19 protein-coding genes are annotated in these 19,830 nt (G+C 34.6%); 17 read left to right on the forward strand and 2 right to left on the reverse strand.

Features of this window, described 5'->3' with window-relative positions; translation table 11 throughout:
- Positions 1-128 precede the first annotated feature (128 nt).
- The 7 genes from NST14_RS12890 to NST14_RS12920 all read left to right on the forward strand — a co-directional run bounded on the left by NST14_RS12890 (position 129) and on the right by NST14_RS12920 (position 7,581).
- The gene (locus NST14_RS12890; RefSeq protein WP_048557839.1) at positions 129-2,261 is read left to right on the forward strand and encodes a peptidoglycan D,D-transpeptidase FtsI family protein; all 2,133 of its coding nucleotides are present in this window, start codon (positions 129-131) and stop codon (positions 2,259-2,261) included.
- A 230-nt stretch (positions 2,262-2,491) separates the two neighbouring features.
- Positions 2,492-3,418, forward strand: coding sequence for a class A beta-lactamase Bla1 (gene bla, locus NST14_RS12895; protein WP_445662296.1), 927 nt, complete (start codon positions 2,492-2,494; stop codon positions 3,416-3,418).
- Between the two features lie 249 nt (positions 3,419-3,667).
- Positions 3,668-4,510, forward strand: coding sequence for a metallophosphoesterase (locus NST14_RS12900; RefSeq protein ID WP_000827830.1), 843 nt, complete (start codon positions 3,668-3,670; stop codon positions 4,508-4,510).
- Positions 4,511-4,725: 215 nt separating this feature from the next.
- Positions 4,726-4,977 (forward strand): hypothetical protein, encoded by a 252-nt coding sequence (locus NST14_RS12905; protein ID WP_000548624.1) that lies wholly within the window; start codon positions 4,726-4,728, stop codon positions 4,975-4,977.
- Between the two features lie 184 nt (positions 4,978-5,161).
- Entirely contained in the window at positions 5,162-5,887 is a 726-nt protein-coding gene (locus NST14_RS12910) for an ABC transporter ATP-binding protein (RefSeq protein ID WP_214328867.1), read from the forward strand.
- Complete coding sequence (locus tag NST14_RS12915) at positions 5,884-6,903, forward strand: ABC transporter permease (RefSeq protein WP_001266741.1); 1,020 nt, start codon at positions 5,884-5,886, stop codon at positions 6,901-6,903. The genes NST14_RS12910 and NST14_RS12915 overlap by 4 nt, the downstream gene beginning before the upstream one ends.
- A gap of 24 nt (positions 6,904-6,927) precedes the next feature.
- The gene (locus NST14_RS12920) at positions 6,928-7,581 is read left to right on the forward strand and encodes a TetR/AcrR family transcriptional regulator (protein WP_001168182.1); all 654 of its coding nucleotides are present in this window, start codon (positions 6,928-6,930) and stop codon (positions 7,579-7,581) included.
- A 121-nt stretch (positions 7,582-7,702) separates the two neighbouring features.
- Here the strand turns inward: NST14_RS12920 and NST14_RS12925 are convergent, their stop codons facing one another.
- Entirely contained in the window at positions 7,703-8,002 is a 300-nt protein-coding gene (locus NST14_RS12925; protein ID WP_000728161.1) for a WGxxGxxG family protein, read from the reverse strand.
- 233 nt (positions 8,003-8,235) lie between these two features.
- Here NST14_RS12925 and NST14_RS12930 point away from each other — a divergent pair, with 233 nt between their 5' ends.
- The 8 genes from NST14_RS12930 to NST14_RS12965 all read left to right on the forward strand — a co-directional run bounded on the left by NST14_RS12930 (position 8,236) and on the right by NST14_RS12965 (position 17,421).
- Positions 8,236-9,204: a YbgA family protein gene (locus NST14_RS12930; protein ID WP_001248634.1), complete on the forward strand. Its 969-nt coding sequence runs from the start codon at positions 8,236-8,238 to the stop codon at positions 9,202-9,204.
- 216 nt (positions 9,205-9,420) lie between these two features.
- Positions 9,421-10,566 (forward strand): acyl-CoA dehydrogenase, encoded by a 1,146-nt coding sequence (locus tag NST14_RS12935; RefSeq protein ID WP_000397274.1) that lies wholly within the window; start codon positions 9,421-9,423, stop codon positions 10,564-10,566.
- Positions 10,567-10,581: 15 nt separating this feature from the next.
- Positions 10,582-11,919 (forward strand): acetyl-CoA carboxylase biotin carboxylase subunit, encoded by a 1,338-nt coding sequence (locus NST14_RS12940; protein ID WP_000486740.1) that lies wholly within the window; start codon positions 10,582-10,584, stop codon positions 11,917-11,919.
- Between the two features lie 26 nt (positions 11,920-11,945).
- Positions 11,946-12,161: an acetyl-CoA carboxylase biotin carboxyl carrier protein subunit gene (locus NST14_RS12945; RefSeq protein WP_001985297.1), complete on the forward strand. Its 216-nt coding sequence runs from the start codon at positions 11,946-11,948 to the stop codon at positions 12,159-12,161.
- A 21-nt stretch (positions 12,162-12,182) separates the two neighbouring features.
- Positions 12,183-13,094: a hydroxymethylglutaryl-CoA lyase gene (gene mvaB / locus NST14_RS12950; protein ID WP_000775434.1), complete on the forward strand. Its 912-nt coding sequence runs from the start codon at positions 12,183-12,185 to the stop codon at positions 13,092-13,094.
- Between the two features lie 4 nt (positions 13,095-13,098).
- Positions 13,099-13,887, forward strand: coding sequence for an enoyl-CoA hydratase (locus tag NST14_RS12955; protein WP_048557840.1), 789 nt, complete (start codon positions 13,099-13,101; stop codon positions 13,885-13,887).
- 2 nt (positions 13,888-13,889) lie between these two features.
- A complete protein-coding gene (locus NST14_RS12960; protein WP_000566937.1) occupies positions 13,890-15,431 on the forward strand; it encodes an acyl-CoA carboxylase subunit beta in 1,542 nt (513 codons plus the stop codon).
- 49 nt (positions 15,432-15,480) lie between these two features.
- Positions 15,481-17,421, forward strand: coding sequence for an AMP-binding protein (locus NST14_RS12965; RefSeq protein WP_000806466.1), 1,941 nt, complete (start codon positions 15,481-15,483; stop codon positions 17,419-17,421).
- 229 nt (positions 17,422-17,650) lie between these two features.
- Here NST14_RS12965 and NST14_RS12970 read toward each other — a convergent pair whose 3' ends face one another.
- Entirely contained in the window at positions 17,651-17,887 is a 237-nt protein-coding gene (locus NST14_RS12970) for a hypothetical protein (RefSeq protein WP_001112247.1), read from the reverse strand.
- Between the two features lie 907 nt (positions 17,888-18,794).
- Here NST14_RS12970 and exsK point away from each other — a divergent pair.
- Both exsK and NST14_RS12980 read left to right on the forward strand, forming a co-directional pair.
- Entirely contained in the window at positions 18,795-19,124 is a 330-nt protein-coding gene (exsK, locus tag NST14_RS12975; protein WP_000535712.1) for an exosporium protein ExsK, read from the forward strand.
- A gap of 120 nt (positions 19,125-19,244) precedes the next feature.
- Positions 19,245-19,784, forward strand: coding sequence for a GNAT family N-acetyltransferase (locus NST14_RS12980; RefSeq protein WP_002163646.1), 540 nt, complete (start codon positions 19,245-19,247; stop codon positions 19,782-19,784).
- Positions 19,785-19,830 lie beyond the last annotated feature (46 nt).

The raw sequence follows: 19,830 nt of genomic DNA on the forward strand, positions 1-19,830 counted from the left end.
AGAAATTGATACTTACAAGGATTTAGAAAAAAAGATAAGACATTATTTATAACCGAATAATGGTTTGTAATATATAGGGAACGTTTAAGTATTAGTGAGAAGTTCCAGAAGAATTATATGGAGGATTTATGAAAGAACAAAAAGGAAAGAAGCAGAAGACATATATATCTATTCGATTAAATATCATGTTCCTTTGCATATTTTTACTATTCTCAGCTATTATTATGCAGCTAGGAAAAGTACAAATCGTTGAGGGAGAGGCTTATAAGAATCAAGTGGAAAACAGTCAAAATGCAACAACTAGCATTCCAGTTCCGCGTGGACAGATTTTAGATCGAGAAGGGAAAACGGTCGTTAATAATAAGTCTCTTCGTACAATTACGTATACCAGGGTGAAGGGGATTACGAGTGACGATATTTTAAAAACAGCAAAAGACTTGGCGAAAGTACTTGAAATGTCTGAACAAGATATTAATAAATTAACTGATATCGACAAAAAAGATTTTTGGATGCAGTTGAATACGAAACGTGCGGATACAAAGATTGCTAAAAAAGATATAGAAAAGTTTAAAGAAGAGGGAATAGAGGGAAAAGAGTTAGATAAAAAAATAGAAGATTTAAGACGAAGTCGCGTTACAGAAGTAGAATTGGGTGAGTTAACAGAACAAGATTTAAAGGTGTTAGCTATTAAAAGTAAAATGAGTTCAGGTTATCAACTAACACCACAAATTATTAAAAAAGATGTAACAGATGAGGAGTATGCGCGGATAAGTGAAAATCTTGCGGATTTTCCAGGAGTAGATGCAACGGTTGATTGGGAACGTAATTATGTAAATGGTAATTTGTTTCGTTCCGTATTAGGTAATATTACGAGTAGTGAAGAAGGTCTGCCGAAAGAAAACTTAGATTCTTATTTGGTACGCGGATATAACCGTAATGACCGTGTCGGAAAAAGTTATATTGAACAACGATATGAAGATGTATTACATGGCACAAAAGAAGAAGTGAAAAACATTACTGATAAATCAGGAAACATTATGAATACAGAAGTAATCGCTAAAGGAAAAAGTGGTAAAAGTTTAACATTAACGATTGATATGGAATTACAAAAGAAAGTGGAAGAAAGTATAGAGAAAAACTTGAGAGCTTTTAAGAGTTCAGAGCCGCTACTCGATCGAGCTTTTGTCGTCATGACGAATCCAAATAACGGACAGATTTTATCTATGGCAGGCAAAAAGATTGTAGAAAAAGAAGGAGTACTAGAGATTGAGGATTTGGCATTAGGCAATATGACAACTTCGTATGAGCTAGGCTCTGCTGTAAAAGGTGCTACTTTATTAACTGGATATGAGACAGGAGCAATACATCCAGGAGATCAATTTTATGATGCACCGATGAAATTTAAAGGTACACAAGCTAAGAAATCGTGGAATGTATCTGGATTTGGTAATATTAATGATTTACGAGCTTTACAAGTATCTTCGAATGTATACATGTTCCAGACAGCTTTAAAAATTGCGGGAGTTAATTACGTACCAAATGGCTCATTGGATATTAAACAAGGAGCATTTGATACGATGCGCTATTATTTCAAGCAATTTGGTTTAGGCGTCCCAACAGGTATCGATTTACCGAATGAAATAATTGGACAAACGAGAAAAGTAGATAGTCAACCTGGATTTTTACTAGACTTTTCCATCGGTCAGTATGATACGTATACGCCGTTGCAATTAGTTCAATATATTTCAACGATTGCGAATGGTGGTTATAGAATGCAACCTCAAATTGTACAAGAAATACGAGAACAATCAATTAAAGAAGAGGTTGGTAAAGTTATTCGCTCTATAGAGCCTGTCGTATTAAATCGGATTGATATGAAGACAGAATATATTGATCGAATAAAAGAAGGGTTTAGATGGGTATTCCAAGAAGGGGATGGAACTGGCGTAAAGCATTTCAAAAATGCTCCATATAAACCAGCAGGAAAGACAGGGACAGCTCAAACTGTGTATGGTGGAGATGATCCAATTGGTAGAAATGCAAAAGGAGAACGTATGGAATGTTACAACTTAACGTTAGTTGGATATGCTCCATATGATAATCCAGAAGTAGCATTCTCAGTAGTAGTTCCGTGGCTTCATAATGATAAAAGTGGAATTAATTCTATAATTGGAAAGGAAGTTTTAGATGCATATTTTGATTTAAAACAGCAACGTATACATGGTGAGGGTGCTAGTACAGATAGTCCTAATCAAAATTAGTAAAATTTGTGTACTTTTCTCAGGGGAAGAGACCCTATTTTATATAAAGCATTTATAAGTAAAAAGATGAGGTGTGAAATAAGGGGTAGCGTCGATCATAGTTGCTACTCTTTATTTTGTTAATAACACCGATATTAGTTATAAAATTTTTTTAGATTATGGAACAAATTTATTTTGGTGATTGTCTATTATATGTAAGTAAAAAAAGTGTTAAGAATTTGAAAGGAATGATGATTTTGAAAAACAAGAGGCTGCTAAAAATAGGAATATGCGTTGGTATATTAGGTTTAAGTCTTACAAGCCTAGAAGCTTTTACAGGAGGACCATTGCAAGTTGAAGCGAAAGAAAAGACTGGACAAGTGAAACATAAAAATCAGGCGACGCATAAAGAGTTCTCTCAACTTGAGAAAAAATTTGATGCTCGATTAGGTGTATATGCGATTGATACTGGTACAAATCAAACAATCGCTTATCGACCTAACGAAAGGTTTGCCTTTGCATCAACTTACAAGGCTTTAGCGGCAGGGGTATTACTGCAACAGAACTCTACTAAGAAATTAGATGAAGTTATTACTTATACGAAAGAAGACTTAGTGGATTATTCACCTGTTACAGAGAAACATGTAGATACTGGAATGACACTAGGAGAAATTGCGGAGGCTGCTGTTCGTTATAGTGATAATACTGCAGGGAACATTTTATTTCATAAAATAGGCGGACCGAAAGGATATGAAAAAGCGCTTAGAAAGATGGGGGATCGGGTTACTATGTCTGATCGCTTTGAAACAGAGTTAAACGAGGCTATTCCAGGAGACATTCGTGATACTAGTACAGCAAAAGCAATTGCTACGAATCTTAAAGCTTTTACGGTCGGAAATGCACTTCCTGCTGAAAAACGTAAGATACTTACAGAGTGGATGAAAGGAAATGCGACAGGAGACAAACTTATTCGTGCAGGTGTACCAACTGACTGGGTAGTTGGAGATAAATCAGGTGCAGGAAGTTACGGGACAAGAAATGATATTGCTATCGTTTGGCCACCAAATAGATCACCTATTATTATCGCAATTTTATCTAGTAAATATGAGAAAGAGGCTACCTATGATAATCAACTAATTAAAGAGGCGGCTGAAGTTGTAATCGATGCTATTAAATAATAATCTCTTAGTTATTTCAGTTTTTTACCATATGTTGTTGGGTATATAAAATTAGAAAACGATTCTTTTTCGTATGAAAAGAATCGTTTTTGTATTTTTATTATTAAGAGGATGACGGTAAAATAAATATATATGACGTATCCGATATGAAATTTCATGTACTGTACTATATTCAATAAAAAATCAAAAATGTATCATATAATTCTGTTAACATAAAATAAGTGTTTTATAAAAATAAAAGGAGAGAATATGAAGAGAAATATTAATAGAATCATATTGTTTATTGGCATATTAGTAGCTTTTATTACTTTTTTATATTTACAGAACAATTTAATAGGTATAACTGAGGTTAAAATAACCTCTAGTAAAATACCCTCCTCTTTTAAAGGGTATAAAATTCTACAAATTTCAGACTTACACAATAAACAATTTGGCAATAAGCAAGGTGTATTAATTCAAAAAATTGAAAGCATAGACCCAGATATTATTGCGATTACGGGTGATTTAATTGACAGTAAATCATACGATGCAGAAGTTAGTATGCAATTAATACGAGAAATTGTAAAGGAGTATCCTGTATATTTTGTGACAGGAAACCATGAACAATGGTCTGGAAAGTATAACCGTTTAGAAAAAGAGTTGAAGAAATATGATGTCAATGTTTTAAGGAATGAACATGTAGGCATTCGAAAGGGGGAGCAAGAAATAAATTTGCTAGGTATTGATGATCCGGAGTTTGTAACTGGAAACCGTGATGAAGGAAATATTGTAAAAGATGCAATTTTAAAAGCGAAATTTGAAATGCCTCCAAATACATTTGATGTATTATTATCCCATAGGCCTGAATTTTTGACAGAATACGCTGATGAGCAACTAGATTTAGTATTATCGGGTCATGCTCATGGAGGGCAAGTTAGATTGCCATTTATCGGAGGATTAGTTGCGCCAAATCAAGGTGTTTTACCTAAATATACAGCGGGTTTATATGTAGAACAAAATACATCAATGGTAGTGAGTAGAGGATTAGGAAATAGTATCATTCCGCAAAGGATTTTGAATAGGCCAGAAATTGTAGTCGTGCAGCTAAATTAAGCTGTACGATTTTTTTTATACAAAAATGAGTAAAGGGGCTTTCTGTATTTTGCAGGAGTAAACATTACAATTTTGTTAAAAATTTTCTACGTTACATAAAGTAACAAAATTTGACCCTCAGTGTTTGTTATAGTGTAAATAATCAAAAAACTTAAAATTTGTCGAGTGAAAAGTGTGATAAGTAATTCATGTAAAAAACTTAAAGGGGTGTACACATGCATAAAGAATACGAAATTGAAGAGTATACGGCGATTGAGGAACAAATACATTATTATTGTAAATGTTTATTAGTAACTCATCCTGATCAAATTATAAAGTATTTAGAAAAAAGATTAGAAAAATATGCAGAAACATTACAATATGCACATTTATATCCCGACACAGTTATATTACCGTTACAGCAATTAGTTATCGAATATTCTTTAGATGTTGCTAGAATTAGGAAATATATGAATTTAAAAACGTAAAGCAAATTATATAATTTAAATGAAACAGAGTCGACTTTAAGAAAGGATATTCTAATGTCGACTCTGTTTCATTGTTTAATATTATTGACGGAAAACCATACTAATCAATGAAGTTTGACATATAATTACGCAAGAGTAAAATAAAAGTGAGTACTCACTCATTTTAGAGAAGGGGGAAGAATACGTGAAGCAGCCTGCCATTATTTTACGGACTGTATCAAAAAGTTTTGGGAAAAAAGAAGTTTTACACAATCTTTCATTACAAGTTGAAAAAGCAGAGATATTTGGTTTAGTTGGGCCTTCAGGTTCTGGGAAAACGACTCTTATTAAATTGATTGCAGGTATTAACGAAGCAACGGAAGGTGAAGTGCTTGTTTACAACACGAACATGCCTAATTTAAATGAAATGAAAAGAATTGGTTATATGGCTCAAGCTGATGCATTATACGAAGAACTATCAGCATATGAAAATGCAGATTTTATGGCAACGATGTACGGATTAAAGGGAAAGCATAAAAAAGAAAGAATTGAAGAAGTTTTTGACCTTGTACAATTATCACAACATATGAAAAAGCAAGTGCAGCATTTTTCAGGCGGGATGAAGAAGCGTTTATCATTAGCAATAGCACTCCTTCATGAACCAGAAATATTAATTTTAGATGAGCCAACAGTGGGGATAGATCCGCTTCTTAGAAAAACAATCTGGGCAAAATTTTATGATTTGAAAAAGAAAGGCACAACGATAATTGTAACGACACACATTATGGACGAAGCTGAATTTTGTGAACGCCTAGGGTTAATTAGAGAAGGAAAGCTAGTTGCGACTGGTATAACTGAAGAATTGAAAAAGCGGGTATCATCAGGAAGGATTGAAGATGTCTTTTTGTTGGAAGAGGTGGCTGAATTATGAGAGTTACCGGTGTAATCATTCGTATTATTCGCCAATTTTTTCGAGATAAACGTTCGTTAGCGATGATGTTTGGGGCACCTATGTTATTACTTTGGTTATTGTCGCTAGTGTTTACACAAAAAGACTATGTACCGCATATTGCTGTTGTTGATATGCCCGCTCAGTTAGTAAAAGTGATGAAAAATCAGGAAGCGTCAATTTATGAATATAATATAGAAAAGGCAATGTCTGAGCTGGAAAATCAAAAGGTAGATGCAGTCATTCGTTTAGAAAATGGAAAAATGAATATTGTATTAGAAGGTAGCGATTCGTCAAAAAATCGTGCTGTACTTCAAATATTACAAAAAAGTACAGAGAAGAACGATATATCGATTATGAAACCTGAAGTGAATTATTTACATGGCTCTAAAAACTTTACAATGTTTGATGGACTTGGTCCTGTATTAATCGGTTTCTTTACCTTTTTCTTTGTATTCATTTTATCAGGGGTATCTTTCGTAAGAGAACGTTTAAGTGGTACTTTAGAAAGGTTATTATCAACTCCAATTAAAAGATGGGAAATAGTTGTAGGATATATTATTGGTTTTGGGATCTTTGCATTTATACAATCCATTATTATCGTAAGTTTTTCAGTTTACATTTTAGACTTGTATGTAGCTGGCTCCATATGGCTAACGCTACTTATTACATGTATGCTTTCTTTAACGGCATTAACTTTAGGGACGTTTTTATCGGCATACGCAAATAATGAATTTCAAATGATCCAGTTTATACCGCTTGTCATTGTGCCACAAATTTTCTTTTCGGGTTTGTTTCCAATTGAATCGATGAATAAGTGGCTTCAAATGTTAGGGAAATTATTTCCACTCACATATGGCGCTGACGCAATGAGACAGGTGATGATTCGAAATCAAGGATTTACAGAGATTGCATTAGATCTTACCGTATTATTACTTTTTTCAATATTATTTGCAGTAGGAAATGTATTTGCTTTAAAGAAACATCGCAAAATATAAAAATGACAAAAAGGGGCTTTATAAATGCAGAAAGATTGGCTGGAGGAATTAATAGCTGCAACTAACACAGATAAACGAAATGAACGTCAAATGCGTATATTAGAGGCGGCTGTTGATATGTTTGGAGAAAAAGGATATGCTTCAACTTCAACAAGTGAAATTGCAAAGCGTGCTGGTGTAGCGGAAGGAACAATCTTCCGCTACTATAAAACGAAAAAAGATTTATTATTAGCAGTCGTCATGCCGACATTAACAAAGTTTGCTGCACCATTTTTCGTACAAGCCTTCGCAAAGGAAATATTTAAATCGGAGTATGAATCGTATGAAGGGCTTCTAAGAGTTATTATTCATAATAGATTTGAATTTGCAAAAAAGCATTTTCCAATGATAAAAATATTAATTCAAGAAGTGCCATTTCAGCCAGAACTGAAAAATGAGATACAACAACTAGTAGAAACAGAGTTGCTTTCCCATTTTAAAAAGTTAATTGCAAAGTTTCAAGTAGAAGGGGAGATTATTGAAATGCCCCCATCTTCTGTTTTACGACTTACTTTATCAGCTGTATTAGGTTTATTATTAACACGGTTTTTATTATTGCCTGAAGAAAAATGGGATGATGAAACTGAAATTGAAAATACGATTCAGTTTATATTGTACGGATTAACGCCACGAAATTAATCGTCGAAGTATGAATTACATATGTTACATTTAAGTAAAATAATAAATCGCCTTTAAAAAGGCGATTTATATTTGTTATATTTTTGATAAATAAGTACTTGTTTACTAAAAACATTCTAAATTAACGTACTTCTTTGTCTCTTCTTCTAAGACCTAATAATCCTGCTAGTCCTAATAAACCGAGCCAAGCCCAATTATTATTTCTATCACGATTATCATTTAAATCATTTGTTGTATTTACATTTCGAGTTCTTACATCATTATTAACTCTGTCTAAGTTATTGTCATTCACTCGAGTTGAAATGTCAGTGTTATGAACTCTATTCATATTAGTTCCATCGTATTCAGCATGGGCAGATGTACCTAAAAACATAATAGAAAGTGCTAAAACACTTACAATAGATGATAATTTCTTCTTCATAACGATCCCTCCTTTCTTACGTGTTAATTTCTCCAGAGTATGTGTATATTATTCGTTTCACAGTATTTAAACCGTCATTATAGAGGGCGCATTTATAGAAAATAGAGTTGAATGATTGCAAATATATCATTTGCTATATTTGCAATTATAAAATTAAAGGAATCAAACTTTGCTTAAAATGTTAATCTTAGTACAATTTATATTATACGGACTAGCATTAAGGAGGTAATGAAATGCGACAATTTGCAAAACCTACAATCGTTGTAAGTAAATGTTTAGAGTTTGATGCTTGTCGTTATAATGGAGAGATGATTCCGGATGTAACAATACGAAATTTGCAGCCATTTGTTACATTTATACCTGTTTGTCCAGAAGTCGAGATTGGATTAGGGACTCCTCGTGAAACGATACGAATTGTAGAAGAAAATGGTGAGAATAGACTTGTGCAACCGTCAACACGAGAAGATGTAACTGAAAAAATGGAGCAGTTTTCAAATGACTTTTTACAAATGATATCGGATGTGGATGGTTTTATTTTAAAGAATCGTTCACCAAGTTGTGGTACGCGTGATGTGAAAATTTATTCTAGTTTTGAAAAAGCGCCAGCAAAAGGAAAGGGACCAGGCTTATTTGGCGGAGCAGTAATAAAAAAATTTTCGCATCTTCCTATTGAAGAGGAAGGCAGATTGTCGAATTTTATTATTAGAGAGCATTTCTTTACAAGGCTATTTACAATCGCATATTACAAGATGATTAAACATAATAAAAATATGAAAGATCTTGTATCGTTTCAGTCGGATAATAAATATTTATTTATGGCATATAATCAGGTGAAACAAAAGGAATTAGGGCGTATAATTGCAAATCACAAAAATGAAAAGATTGAAGTTGTATTTGAAAATTATGAGAAGACTTTATATGAATTATTTATGCGCACACCCCGCTATACATCAAATGTAAATGTATGTGAGCATATTTTTGGATACTTTAAAACAAAGCTGAAAAAACAAGAAAAAGATCATTTTTTAAATTTAATACAAAAGTATATAGAAAAGAAAATTCCGCTTAGTAGCTTACTTGCAATTTTAAAATCATGGGCTCTTCGATTTGATGAAAAGTATTTATTAAGACAAACATATTTCGAACCATATCCTGAAGCTTTAGTAGAGATTTCAGATTCAGGTAAAGGTAGAGATTATTAAACATAAAATTACATAATTCGACAAGAAAACTCCTATGTTGTTGTAGAACAATGTAGGAATTTTTTTGTGCATTAGTACAGAATCTGTTTTAAAATTAAATTATGACAGAATTATAACAATTATCTAACTAATGTTCTTGTCTTTTCATTCGTAATGTTTGTAGTAGAAACTCGCACGCTGTCGAAACTCAATATTCGATAAGGGGTGTGTAGCGGAATGGAATTTACTCTAACTCGCGAAAAACAAATGATTAAAGAAATGGTACGTGACTTTGCTGAAAAGGAAATCGCACCGAAAGCTGTGTATTATGACAAAACTGCAGAGTTTCCATATGAAACATTTCAAAAAATGGGCGAACTAGGATTATTAGGCATCCCATTCCCAGAAGAGTATGGAGGTTCAGGTGGCGATACAGTATCGTACGCGTTAGCAGTTGAAGAAATTGGTCGTGCTTGTGGTGGGACAGGATTAAGTTACGCTGCAACAATTTCATTAGGTGCTTCTCCAATTTATTATTTCGGTACAGAAGAACAAAAACAGAAATATTTAGTTCCAATGGCATCAGGCAAAACTTTAGGTGCTTTCGGACTAACTGAGCCGAATGCTGGATCTGATGCAGGTGGCACACAAACGAAAGCTATATTAGACGGAGACGAGTATGTTATTAGTGGTGAGAAGTGTTGGATTACAAATGCAGAGTATGCAAATACAATTATTGTAACCGCTGTCAACGGTGTTGAAGAGAATGGTAGAAAACGTATTTCTGCATTTATCGTACCGACTACTAGTGAAGGGTTAACGATCTCAAGCCCTTACGATAAGATGGGCGTACGTGCTTCTAATACTTGTGAAATCGTACTTGATGGTGTACGTGTACCGAAAGAAAATATTCTTGGTGATGTAAATAAAGGATTTAAACAATTCTTATATACACTTGATGGAGGACGTATTTCAATTGCAGCATTAGCTGTTGGTATTGCACAATCTGCATTTGAACGTGCATTGCAATATGCGAAAGAACGTCAACAATTTGGAAAATCAATTTCTAATTTCCAAGCGATTCAATTTAAATTAGCTGATATGGCAACTGAAGTAGAGCTAGCGCGTAATTTAGTACATAAAGCAGCTTGGTTAAAAGATAACGATAAACCTTTCGGTAAAGAAGCGGCTATGGCAAAACTTTTCGCATCTGAGGCTGCTAGTCGTATTGCAAATCAAGCGGTACAAATTCACGGTGGATACGGCTATATGCGTGAATATGAAGTAGAACGACATATTCGTGATGCAAAACTATTAGAAATTGGTGAAGGAACTTCTGAAATTCAACGTCTCGTAATTGCTAGACATTTAGGATGTAGATAAAAAGGAGGAATCACTATGTTTCAAAAAATATTAATTGCTAATCGCGGGGAAATCGCAGTTCGTATTATGAAAACTTGTCAAAAACTTGGCATTCGCACTGTTGCTATTTATTCTGAGGCAGATGAAAATGCCTTGCATGTAAAAATGGCAAATGAAGCTTACTTAGTAGGTGGGCCACGTGTCCAAGAAAGCTATTTAAACCTTGAAAAAATTATTGAAATAGCTAAGAAGACAAATGCTGAAGCAATCCACCCGGGGTATGGATTATTATCTGAGAATCCATCTTTTCCGGTTCGTTGTAAAGAAGAAGGAATCGTATTTATCGGTCCATCAGAAGAAATCATTACGAAGATGGGAAGTAAAATCGAATCACGTATTGCGATGCAAGCTGCAGATGTGCCAGTAGTTCCGGGTATTACTACAAATATTGAAACTGCTGAAGAAGCAATTGAAATTGCTAAACAAATTGGTTACCCATTAATGTTGAAGGCATCCGCAGGCGGCGGAGGCATTGGAATGCAGTTGATGGAAACTGAGCAAACGCTCACCAAAGCATTTGAAAGCAACAAAACGAGAGCACAAAACTTCTTCGGTAACGGAGAAATGTATTTAGAGCGCTATATTGCAGATGCACATCATATTGAAATTCAGCTTTTAGCAGATACACATGGTAACACAGTGTATTTATGGGAGCGTGAATGTTCAGTACAGCGCCGAAATCAGAAAGTAATTGAAGAAGCACCTTCACCATTTTTAGATGAAGGTACACGAAAAGCGATGGGTGAAGTTGCTGTACAAGCTGCCAAAGCTCTAGGGTATACAAATGCTGGTACAGTTGAGTTTCTAGTAGATGATCAGAAGAACTTCTATTTCTTAGAGATGAATACGAGATTACAAGTAGAGCATCCAGTTACAGAAGAAATTACTGGTTTAGATCTTGTAGAACAACAACTTCTAATTGCATGTGGTGAAAAATTATCGTTTACACAAGATGATGTAAAACGTAGTGGTCATGCCATTGAGGCACGTATTTATGCAGAAGATCCGAAAACTTTCTTCCCATCACCTGGGAAAATTACAAATTTAACGCTTCCGACAAATGTACGTATTGATCACTTTTTGGAGAATCAAGTAACGATTACACCTTTCTATGATCCAATGATTGCGAAAGTCATTGCTCATGGTGAAACGCGTGAAGAAGCAATTTCGAAATTACATGATGCTCTAGAAGAATTAAAAGTAGAAGGTATTAAAACGAACACGCCAATGCTGCTTCAAGTATTGGAAGATGATGTGTTCAAAAGTGGTATTTATACAACGGGTTTTGTAACGAAACAACTTGTTAAAAAATAAGATTTAACAATACTAAGGGGGAAAAAATGATGACGAAAGTATATGCATCGATGGCAGGAAATGTATGGAAGATTGTTGTAGGAGTAGGAGATACAGTAGAGGAAGAGCAAGATGTCGTCATTTTGGAATCTATGAAAATGGAAATTCCAATCGTTTCAGAAGAAGCTGGCACAGTTATGAAAATTAATGTGCAAGAAGGCGATTTTGTAAATGAAGGAGATGTATTACTAGAAATTGAATAGGGAGATATAGGGGGAAGCGAATTGAAACTACCTAATTTTGCTGTCATTAAAGAAGTCGGGCCACGTGATGGCTTACAAAATGAAAAAAAGATTGTTGGCACAAAAGATAAAGTAAAATGGATCCAACTACTTACAGAGGCGGGATTATCGTACGTTGAAGTTTCCTCATTCGTTCACCCTAAATGGGTCCCTGCATTAGCAGATGCAAATGATGTGTTTTCAGAGCTGAAAAGGGACCCAAATGTTACATATGCAGCGCTTGTTCCAAATCAAAATGGTTTGGAACGAGCTTTTTTGCAAAATGTAGATGAGGTGAATGTTTTTTTATCAGCAAGTGAATCTCATAATAAAAGTAATATTAATAAATCAATTAAAGAAGCATTAGTTGTAATTGAAGATATAACAAAACAGGCATTATTCGAAGGGAAAAAAGTAAGAGGCTATGTTTCTACTGTATTTGGATGTCCTTATGAAGGGGATATAAGCGTCATAGCAGTTGACGAATTATGTGATCAACTATTTTCATACGGCATTTATGAAGTGTCTCTTGGTGACACAATCGGAGTAGCAAATCCACTACAAGTAGAGCGAGTATTAGAGCATTTATTAAAGAAATATGATGCTTCGCAGTTTGCAATGCACTTCCATAATACGTACGGAATGGCTCTTGCGAATGTAGTAAAGTCTTTAGAATATGGTATTACAACATTTGATAGTTCTTGTGGTGGCCTTGGGGGATGTCCATATGCACCAGGAGCATCAGGTAATGTTGCAACTGATGACTTAGTTCATATGCTCCATAAGTTAGGGGTCCAAACGAATATTGATGAAGAGAAGTTATTGAGAGCGAGTCAATTTATTCAGAGTAAATTAAATATCCAATTACCGAGTCATGTGTATAGAGCGCTTCAACATAAAACGATAAGTAGGTGAGAAGATGCTACAATTACAAAACATTTCAGTTGATTATGTAACACCGCACGTTGTAAAGATTTCCTTAGATCGTGAAAGACAAGCAAACTCATTATCTTTAGCTTTATTAGAAGAGTTACAAAACATTTTAACTCAAATAAATGAAGAGTCAAATACTCGTGTAGTTATTCTAACAGGTGCTGGTGAAAAAGCGTTTTGTGCTGGTGCTGATTTAAAAGAACGTGCTGGCATGAATGAAGAACAAGTTCGCCATGCTGTTAGTATGATTCGCACTACTATGGAAATGGTTGAACAATTACCACAGCCAGTTATTGCTGCTATAAATGGAATCGCACTTGGTGGTGGTACGGAATTAAGTTTAGCTTGTGATTTTAGACTTGCGGCTGAATCTGCAAGTCTTGGTCTTACTGAAACTACACTTGCAATTATACCAGGAGCAGGTGGCACGCAGCGTTTGCCAAGATTAATTGGTGTTGGTAGAGCGAAAGAATTAATTTATACAGGTAGACGTATTTCAGCACAAGAAGCAAAAGAATATGGTCTAGTAGAATTTGTTGTACCACCTCATTTACTTGAAGAGAAAGCGATTGAAATAGCAGAGAAAATTGCTAGTAATGGTCCTATTGCTGTTCGATTAGCGAAAGAAGCAATTTCAAACGGTATTCAAGTTGATTTACATACCGGATTACAAATGGAAAAACAAGCGTATGAAGGTGTAATCCATACGAAAGATAGATTAGAAGGATTACAGGCATTCAAGGAAAAACGCACACCAATGTATAAGGGGGAGTAAATATGATAGATCAAAAAGAACAATCGAATACATTTGAAGAACGAGTTGAAACGATTAAACAAGGCGGCGCACCAAAATATCATGAACAAAACAAAGCGAAAGGTAAACTATTCGTTCGAGATCGCTTAGCTCTTTTATTTGATAATGGTGAATATGTAGAAGATGCATTATTTGCAAATTGTGAACAAACAGGATTACCTGCTGATGGTGTTATAACTGCAACGGGTAAAATACATGGTCGTACTGCATGCGTAATGGCAAATGATTCTACGGTAAAGGCTGGTTCATGGGGCGCACGTACAGTTGAAAAGATTTTACGTATTCAAGAAACGGCAGAAAAATTACGTGTTCCGTTATTTTATTTAGTTGACTCTGCTGGGGCGCGTATTACTGATCAAGTTGAAATGTTCCCAGGGCGCCGCGGGGCAGGAAGAATCTTCTATAATCAAGTGAAATTATCAGGTAAAGTCCCGCAAGTATGCTTATTATTTGGACCTTCTGCAGCTGGTGGTGCTTATATTCCAGCCTTTTGTGACGTTGTAATGATGGTAGAAGGAAATGCATCTATGTATTTAGGATCTCCTCGTATGGCTGAGATGGTTATCGGTGAGAAGGTAACTTTAGAAGAGATGGGCGGAGCTCGTATGCATTGCTCTGTATCAGGATGCGGAGATGTTTTATGTAAGACAGAAGAAGATGCGATTACACAAGCAAGACAATACATTTCATATTTTCCAAATAACTACTTAGAAAAGACTCCATTGGTTACACCTCAAGAACCGAAACAATTCGATAAAACGTTAGAAGAAATCATTCCAGAAAATCAAAATGCTCCTTTCAATATGAAAGATCTTATTAATAGAGTTATTGATGAAGGTTCTTTCTATGAAGTGAAAAAATTATTTGCTCAAGAACTCATTACAGGTTTAGCACGTATTGATGGTAAGCCAGTAGGTATTATTGCAAATCAACCGCGAATGAAAGGCGGCGTATTATTCCACGATTCAGCTGATAAAGCAGCGAAGTTTATTAATTTATGCGATGCATATCATATTCCGTTATTGTTCCTTGCAGATGTACCTGGATTTATGATTGGTACAAAAGTAGAACGTGCTGGTATTATTCGTCACGGTGCAAAAATGATTTCCGCAATGAGTGAAGCAACTGTACCGAAAATTTCTATCGTTGTTCGTAAAGCATATGGTGCTGGTTTATATGCGATGGCAGGTCCAGCCTTTGAGCCAGATTGCTGCCTAGCATTACCGACAGCTTCTATTGCGGTAATGGGTCCAGAAGCCGCGGTCAATGCTGTATATGCAAATAAGATTGCAGCTTTACCAGAAGAAGAGCGTGATAGCTTCATTGCTGAAAAACGCGAAGAGTATAAGAAGGATATTGATATTTACCATTTAGCATCAGAGATGGTCATTGATGGTATTGTTCATCCAAACAATTTAAGAGAAGAGTTAAAAGGACGATTCGAAATGTATATGAGTAAATATCAAGTATTTACGGATCGTAAACATCCGGTTTATCCAGTTTAAAAGCCCTATTTAGGGCTTTCTTGCTCAAAAAGTCAAGGAGGGGAAAACATTGAAACAAGCAGTTTGGTTTCCAACAGAAGAGTATAAAGAAAAAACGCGTTTATATGGTTGGATGAAATCATTGGGCTATGAAGATTATGAAACGTTTTATAAAAAGTCAATCGAAGAAACAGCTTGGTTTTGGGGAGAAGCTGAGAAAGCAGTTGGCTATCAATGGATGAAACCTTATACAGAAGTGCTAGATTTAGAAAATGGTACGCCGTTTGCACAGTGGTATAATGGCGGAACATGTAATGTTGTAGAATCGGTTTTATCACGCTGGCTTGCAGACGATGAAACAAGAACACAACCAGCACTTCAGTATGAAGGGGAAAATGGAACTTCAAAATCATTTACATATGAAGAGCTTGATAGCTGGGTAAGTCGCGTTGCAAACGGTTTGAAACATGCGGGTATTGAAAAAGGTGACCGTGTCACAATTTATATGCCGATGATTCCAGAAACAGTTGTTGCGATGCTAGCTGTAATGAAAATCGGAGCAATTATTTCACCAATATTCTCAGGATTTGCGTCTGATGCAGTCATGACACGCGTGCAAGCGGCAGGATCTAAAATGATTATTACTGCAGATGGTTTTTCACGCCGAGGTAAAGTTGTTTCATTAAAAGACGAAGTAGATAAGGCTTGTGAGCATTGTCCAACTGTTGAAAAAGTTGTTATCGTGCGTCATGCAGGAAATGATTTTACACCGCATAATTATGATTTCTCATGGAGTACGTTAGAAAAAGAAAAGCCATTTGTACATGCTGAAGAAATGCATAGTGATGATCCATTAATGCTCATTTATACATCAGGTACAACTGGAAAACCGAAAGGGACAGTACATACTCATGCTGGATTTCCCTTAAAGGCAGCTTTTGATGCGGGGTTCGGAATGAATATTAAACAAGGTGACCGCGTATTATGGGTAACAGATATGGGATGGATGATGGGACCATTTTTACTATTCGGTTCTCTTATTAATGGAGCAACGATGGTTATGTATGAAGGTGTTCCGGACTTCCCAGAGGCAGATCGTTTATGGGAGACAGTTGATAAATATAAAATTACACATCTCGGTATATCACCAACATTAATTCGTGCGTTAATGGCAAAAGGTGATGAGTATGTAAATAAACATTCACTTAAGAGTTTAGAAGTATTCGCCTCAACAGGTGAGCCTTGGAATCCAGATCCTTGGATGTGGCTATTTGAAACGGTTGGAAAAAGTAATGTACCAATTTGTAACTATTCAGGCGGGACTGAAATTTCTGGTGGGATTTTCGGAAACGTCCTTATTAAACCAATTGCACCGATTAGCTTTAACGCTTCTTTACCAGGAATGGCAGCGGTTGTGCTCGATGATCAGGGCAATCCGATTCGTGATGAAGTTGGAGAATTATGTTTAGAGAAACCTTGGGTTGGTATGACGAAAAGTTTCTGGGAAGATGATGAGCGTTATGTGAACACATATTGGTCACGTTTTGAAAATAAGTGGGTTCATGGTGACTGGGTTGTTTATGATGGTGAACAATATATTATTACAGGACGCTCAGATGATACGCTAAACATTGCTGGAAAACGCATTGGACCTGCTGAATATGAATCTATTCTTGTGAAGCATAATGATGTCATAGAAGCTGCCGCGATTGGTGTACCAGATGATGTAAAAGGTGAAGTTTGTCATTGTTTTGTAGTATTAAGAGACAATGTAACATTCTCAGGAGAATTAAAGAAAGAATTAATGAGTTTAGTAAACTCTCATATTGGAAAAGCATTATGTCCAAAAGATATTCACGTTGTAGAAGATTTACCGAAAACACGTAATTCTAAAGTAATGCGACGCGTCATTAAAGCTGCTTATTTAGGAAAAGAATTAGGCGATTTATCGTCACTTGTGAATCCTGAGGTAGTTCCGTTTATTCAGGGGTTGCAGTCTAGTAAATTATAAAACTCGGAATGAGCTCTATTTAATTAGAGCTCATTTTTGTATTTACTAATATAAGTGAAGAGTAGAAGATAAAAAGAAGAGTGGAAATATTAAGGTAGAAAAGTGAGGAAACGGAAGATGGAAGTTAAACAATGAGACGGTTTATATATCTAACTTTTTAAGTATTTTGTATGTCTAAAATGACTAATATAAAGGGAATTCCACTTCTCTTAAAAATTTATAAATCTAATTAAGGTTGAGTTATGTTCGTTGTAATGCAACTAGCTAAAAACTTATCATTAAATGTAATTGAGCCTTCAACGGTGAATGGCATTTTAATTGTTAGGTTCTTACTCATATAATCAAATCCAATTTCCTGTTCACATTCGCCGCAATTGATCGAAGAAGATATTAGTGTGCCAGATAAAATATTGTAAACAATGGTTAAGCAAACTGGCTGAGTTAATCCTGGTAAAACACAAGGCATTGTATTTTAACCTCCTTTTCTATTAATAGGAAATGAAATGTAGGGGGGTTCGATTTTGGGGAAGAGTTAATAAATTAGGTTAAAGTGTAGAAATAAAAAATATTGTACAACATGTTTTAAATTGTAAATTTAATATGGGAAAAAAGTTTAGGTTTTGTTTATTAATTTAGGAGGGTGAGAGAGGAAGTAGAAGTTATACTTCTATTTCCTCTGAAAAATTACTTGGACTAAGGTTGAGTTAAATTCGTTGTAACGCAACTTGCCTGGAATTTGTCATTGAATATAAGAGTACCTTCACCAGTAAATGGCACTCTAATAACTAGATTCTTACTAGTATAATCGAATTCCGTTTCTAGAGTACAACTTCCACAATCAACAGTAGAAGATATTAGTATACCCGATGAAACATTATAAACAAGCGTTAAACAAAGAGGCTGTGTTAAACCTGTAACAATACAAGACATTCTATTTACACCTCCTATGCTACTTATTAATAATAGTAAATGTAAATAGGATAACTTTTGAAACGGTAAATGCGGAAAAATTACAACAAATAGATAGAATATTTTTTGGTAATAGAAAGAAAGTTTTGAAGTAGATTTAAATAGTAATTTGATAGATCTTTCTAAAAAATAGCTTTAACTCATATTTTCTATAGATACATACTGGCGTCAAATTATTGGAGGCCAGTTTAAAATTTTTAAATACAATTACTAAAGAGATTTTTTTGGGAATTGTACATAAATGAAGGGTTTAAATTAAAGGTAGAAACGGTAATGGATTAGTTTTTAATTAAAATAAAAAGATTTAGTACAAAAGTTTGTTTTTTCTTTTCTATGTTTTTGCCTCATACACTTTGAAGCTAGTGGACATACTATATTAATAGAAATGACTAGGGGGTGAGATTTTGGGATCTCGTTATAGTAATTCTAGAAAAAAGTGTTCATGTAAACAGTGTTCAGGCAAACAGGATGATTGTTGGGATGTTTTTGAAGAGTGTAAAAAAGAACATGAAGAGCAAAATAAGGCATGTGACTGTTGCTGTGTACAAGGAATTAGAGATGAGCTGAGAAAGTTAGTAAACAGATCAGTGCGTATTACAACAGGAACTAATAATTATGCAGGAACTGTTTCTTCAGTTACTTGTGATGTTGTAAAGCTTGCTAATAGTGCTGGCGTAGTTACAGTAATTATTTCAGTTTGTAAAATTGAAGCGATTGAACCATTGTTAACATAGGAAACATAGCATAATTAGGTTATGTTTTTTGTAAAGCCATTCTTATGAATGGCTTTATTTTCATTTCGTATAAAAGGAGAATATATTCTATATATAGAAATAAGTTTGAGGATATATAGAATGGTGTATGAAAGGAGAATGGAGTTGATTAAATTAGAATCCTTAAAAAGATCCGATTTCAAACAATTAATAAATTGGATTGATTCCGAAGAATTTTTAATACAATGGTCAGGAAATGCATTTACATATCCTTTAAATGATCAGCAATTAGAACAATATATAGAAAGTACAAATACACTTGCATTCAAAGTAATAGATGAAGAGAGCAAAGAAGTAATTGGTCATATTTCACTTGGACAAATAGACAATATAAATAAATCTGCAAGAATTGGAAAAGTACTAGTTGGTGATACGAAAATGCGAGGACGTTCTATAGGGAAACATATGATGAAAGCAGTACTTCATATTGCATTTGAAGAATTAAAACTACATAGAGTAACGCTTGGTGTTTATGATTTTAATACGTCCGCCATTTCTTGTTATGAAAAAATAGGATTTGTAAAAGAAGGTTTATTAAGGGATTCAAAAAAAGTAGGGGAAACGTATTGGAATTTATGGGAAATGAGTATGTTAGAATATGAATGGAGAGCTAAAATATAATTGTTTTCTATAATTATGTTAATTAAAAGGGGATTGGGGGAAAATG

The organism is Bacillus sp. FSL W8-0519, from assembly GCF_038005585.1.
Taxonomy (GTDB): domain Bacteria; phylum Bacillota; class Bacilli; order Bacillales; family Bacillaceae_G; genus Bacillus_A; species Bacillus_A paranthracis.

Excerpts from the sequence above, each read along its gene's own strand:
- NST14_RS12890 (WP_048557839.1), top strand. The coding sequence starts at position 129 with ATGAAAGAACAAAAAGGAAAGAAGCAGAAGACATATATATCTATTCGA.
- bla (WP_445662296.1), top strand. The coding sequence starts at position 2,492 with ATGATTTTGAAAAACAAGAGGCTGCTAAAAATAGGAATATGCGTTGGT.
- NST14_RS12900 (WP_000827830.1), top strand. The coding sequence starts at position 3,668 with ATGAAGAGAAATATTAATAGAATCATATTGTTTATTGGCATATTAGTA.
- NST14_RS12905 (WP_000548624.1), top strand. The coding sequence starts at position 4,726 with ATGCATAAAGAATACGAAATTGAAGAGTATACGGCGATTGAGGAACAA.
- NST14_RS12915 (WP_001266741.1), top strand. The coding sequence starts at position 5,884 with ATGAGAGTTACCGGTGTAATCATTCGTATTATTCGCCAATTTTTTCGA.
- NST14_RS12920 (WP_001168182.1), top strand. The coding sequence starts at position 6,928 with ATGCAGAAAGATTGGCTGGAGGAATTAATAGCTGCAACTAACACAGAT.
- NST14_RS12925 (WP_000728161.1), bottom strand. The coding sequence starts at position 8,002 with ATGAAGAAGAAATTATCATCTATTGTAAGTGTTTTAGCACTTTCTATT.
- NST14_RS12930 (WP_001248634.1), top strand. The coding sequence starts at position 8,236 with ATGCGACAATTTGCAAAACCTACAATCGTTGTAAGTAAATGTTTAGAG.
- NST14_RS12935 (WP_000397274.1), top strand. The coding sequence starts at position 9,421 with ATGGAATTTACTCTAACTCGCGAAAAACAAATGATTAAAGAAATGGTA.
- NST14_RS12940 (WP_000486740.1), top strand. The coding sequence starts at position 10,582 with ATGTTTCAAAAAATATTAATTGCTAATCGCGGGGAAATCGCAGTTCGT.
- NST14_RS12945 (WP_001985297.1), top strand. The coding sequence starts at position 11,946 with ATGATGACGAAAGTATATGCATCGATGGCAGGAAATGTATGGAAGATT.
- NST14_RS12955 (WP_048557840.1), top strand. The coding sequence starts at position 13,099 with ATGCTACAATTACAAAACATTTCAGTTGATTATGTAACACCGCACGTT.
- NST14_RS12960 (WP_000566937.1), top strand. The coding sequence starts at position 13,890 with ATGATAGATCAAAAAGAACAATCGAATACATTTGAAGAACGAGTTGAA.
- NST14_RS12970 (WP_001112247.1), bottom strand. The coding sequence starts at position 17,887 with ATGCCTTGTGTTTTACCAGGATTAACTCAGCCAGTTTGCTTAACCATT.
- NST14_RS12980 (WP_002163646.1), top strand. The coding sequence starts at position 19,245 with ATGGTGTATGAAAGGAGAATGGAGTTGATTAAATTAGAATCCTTAAAA.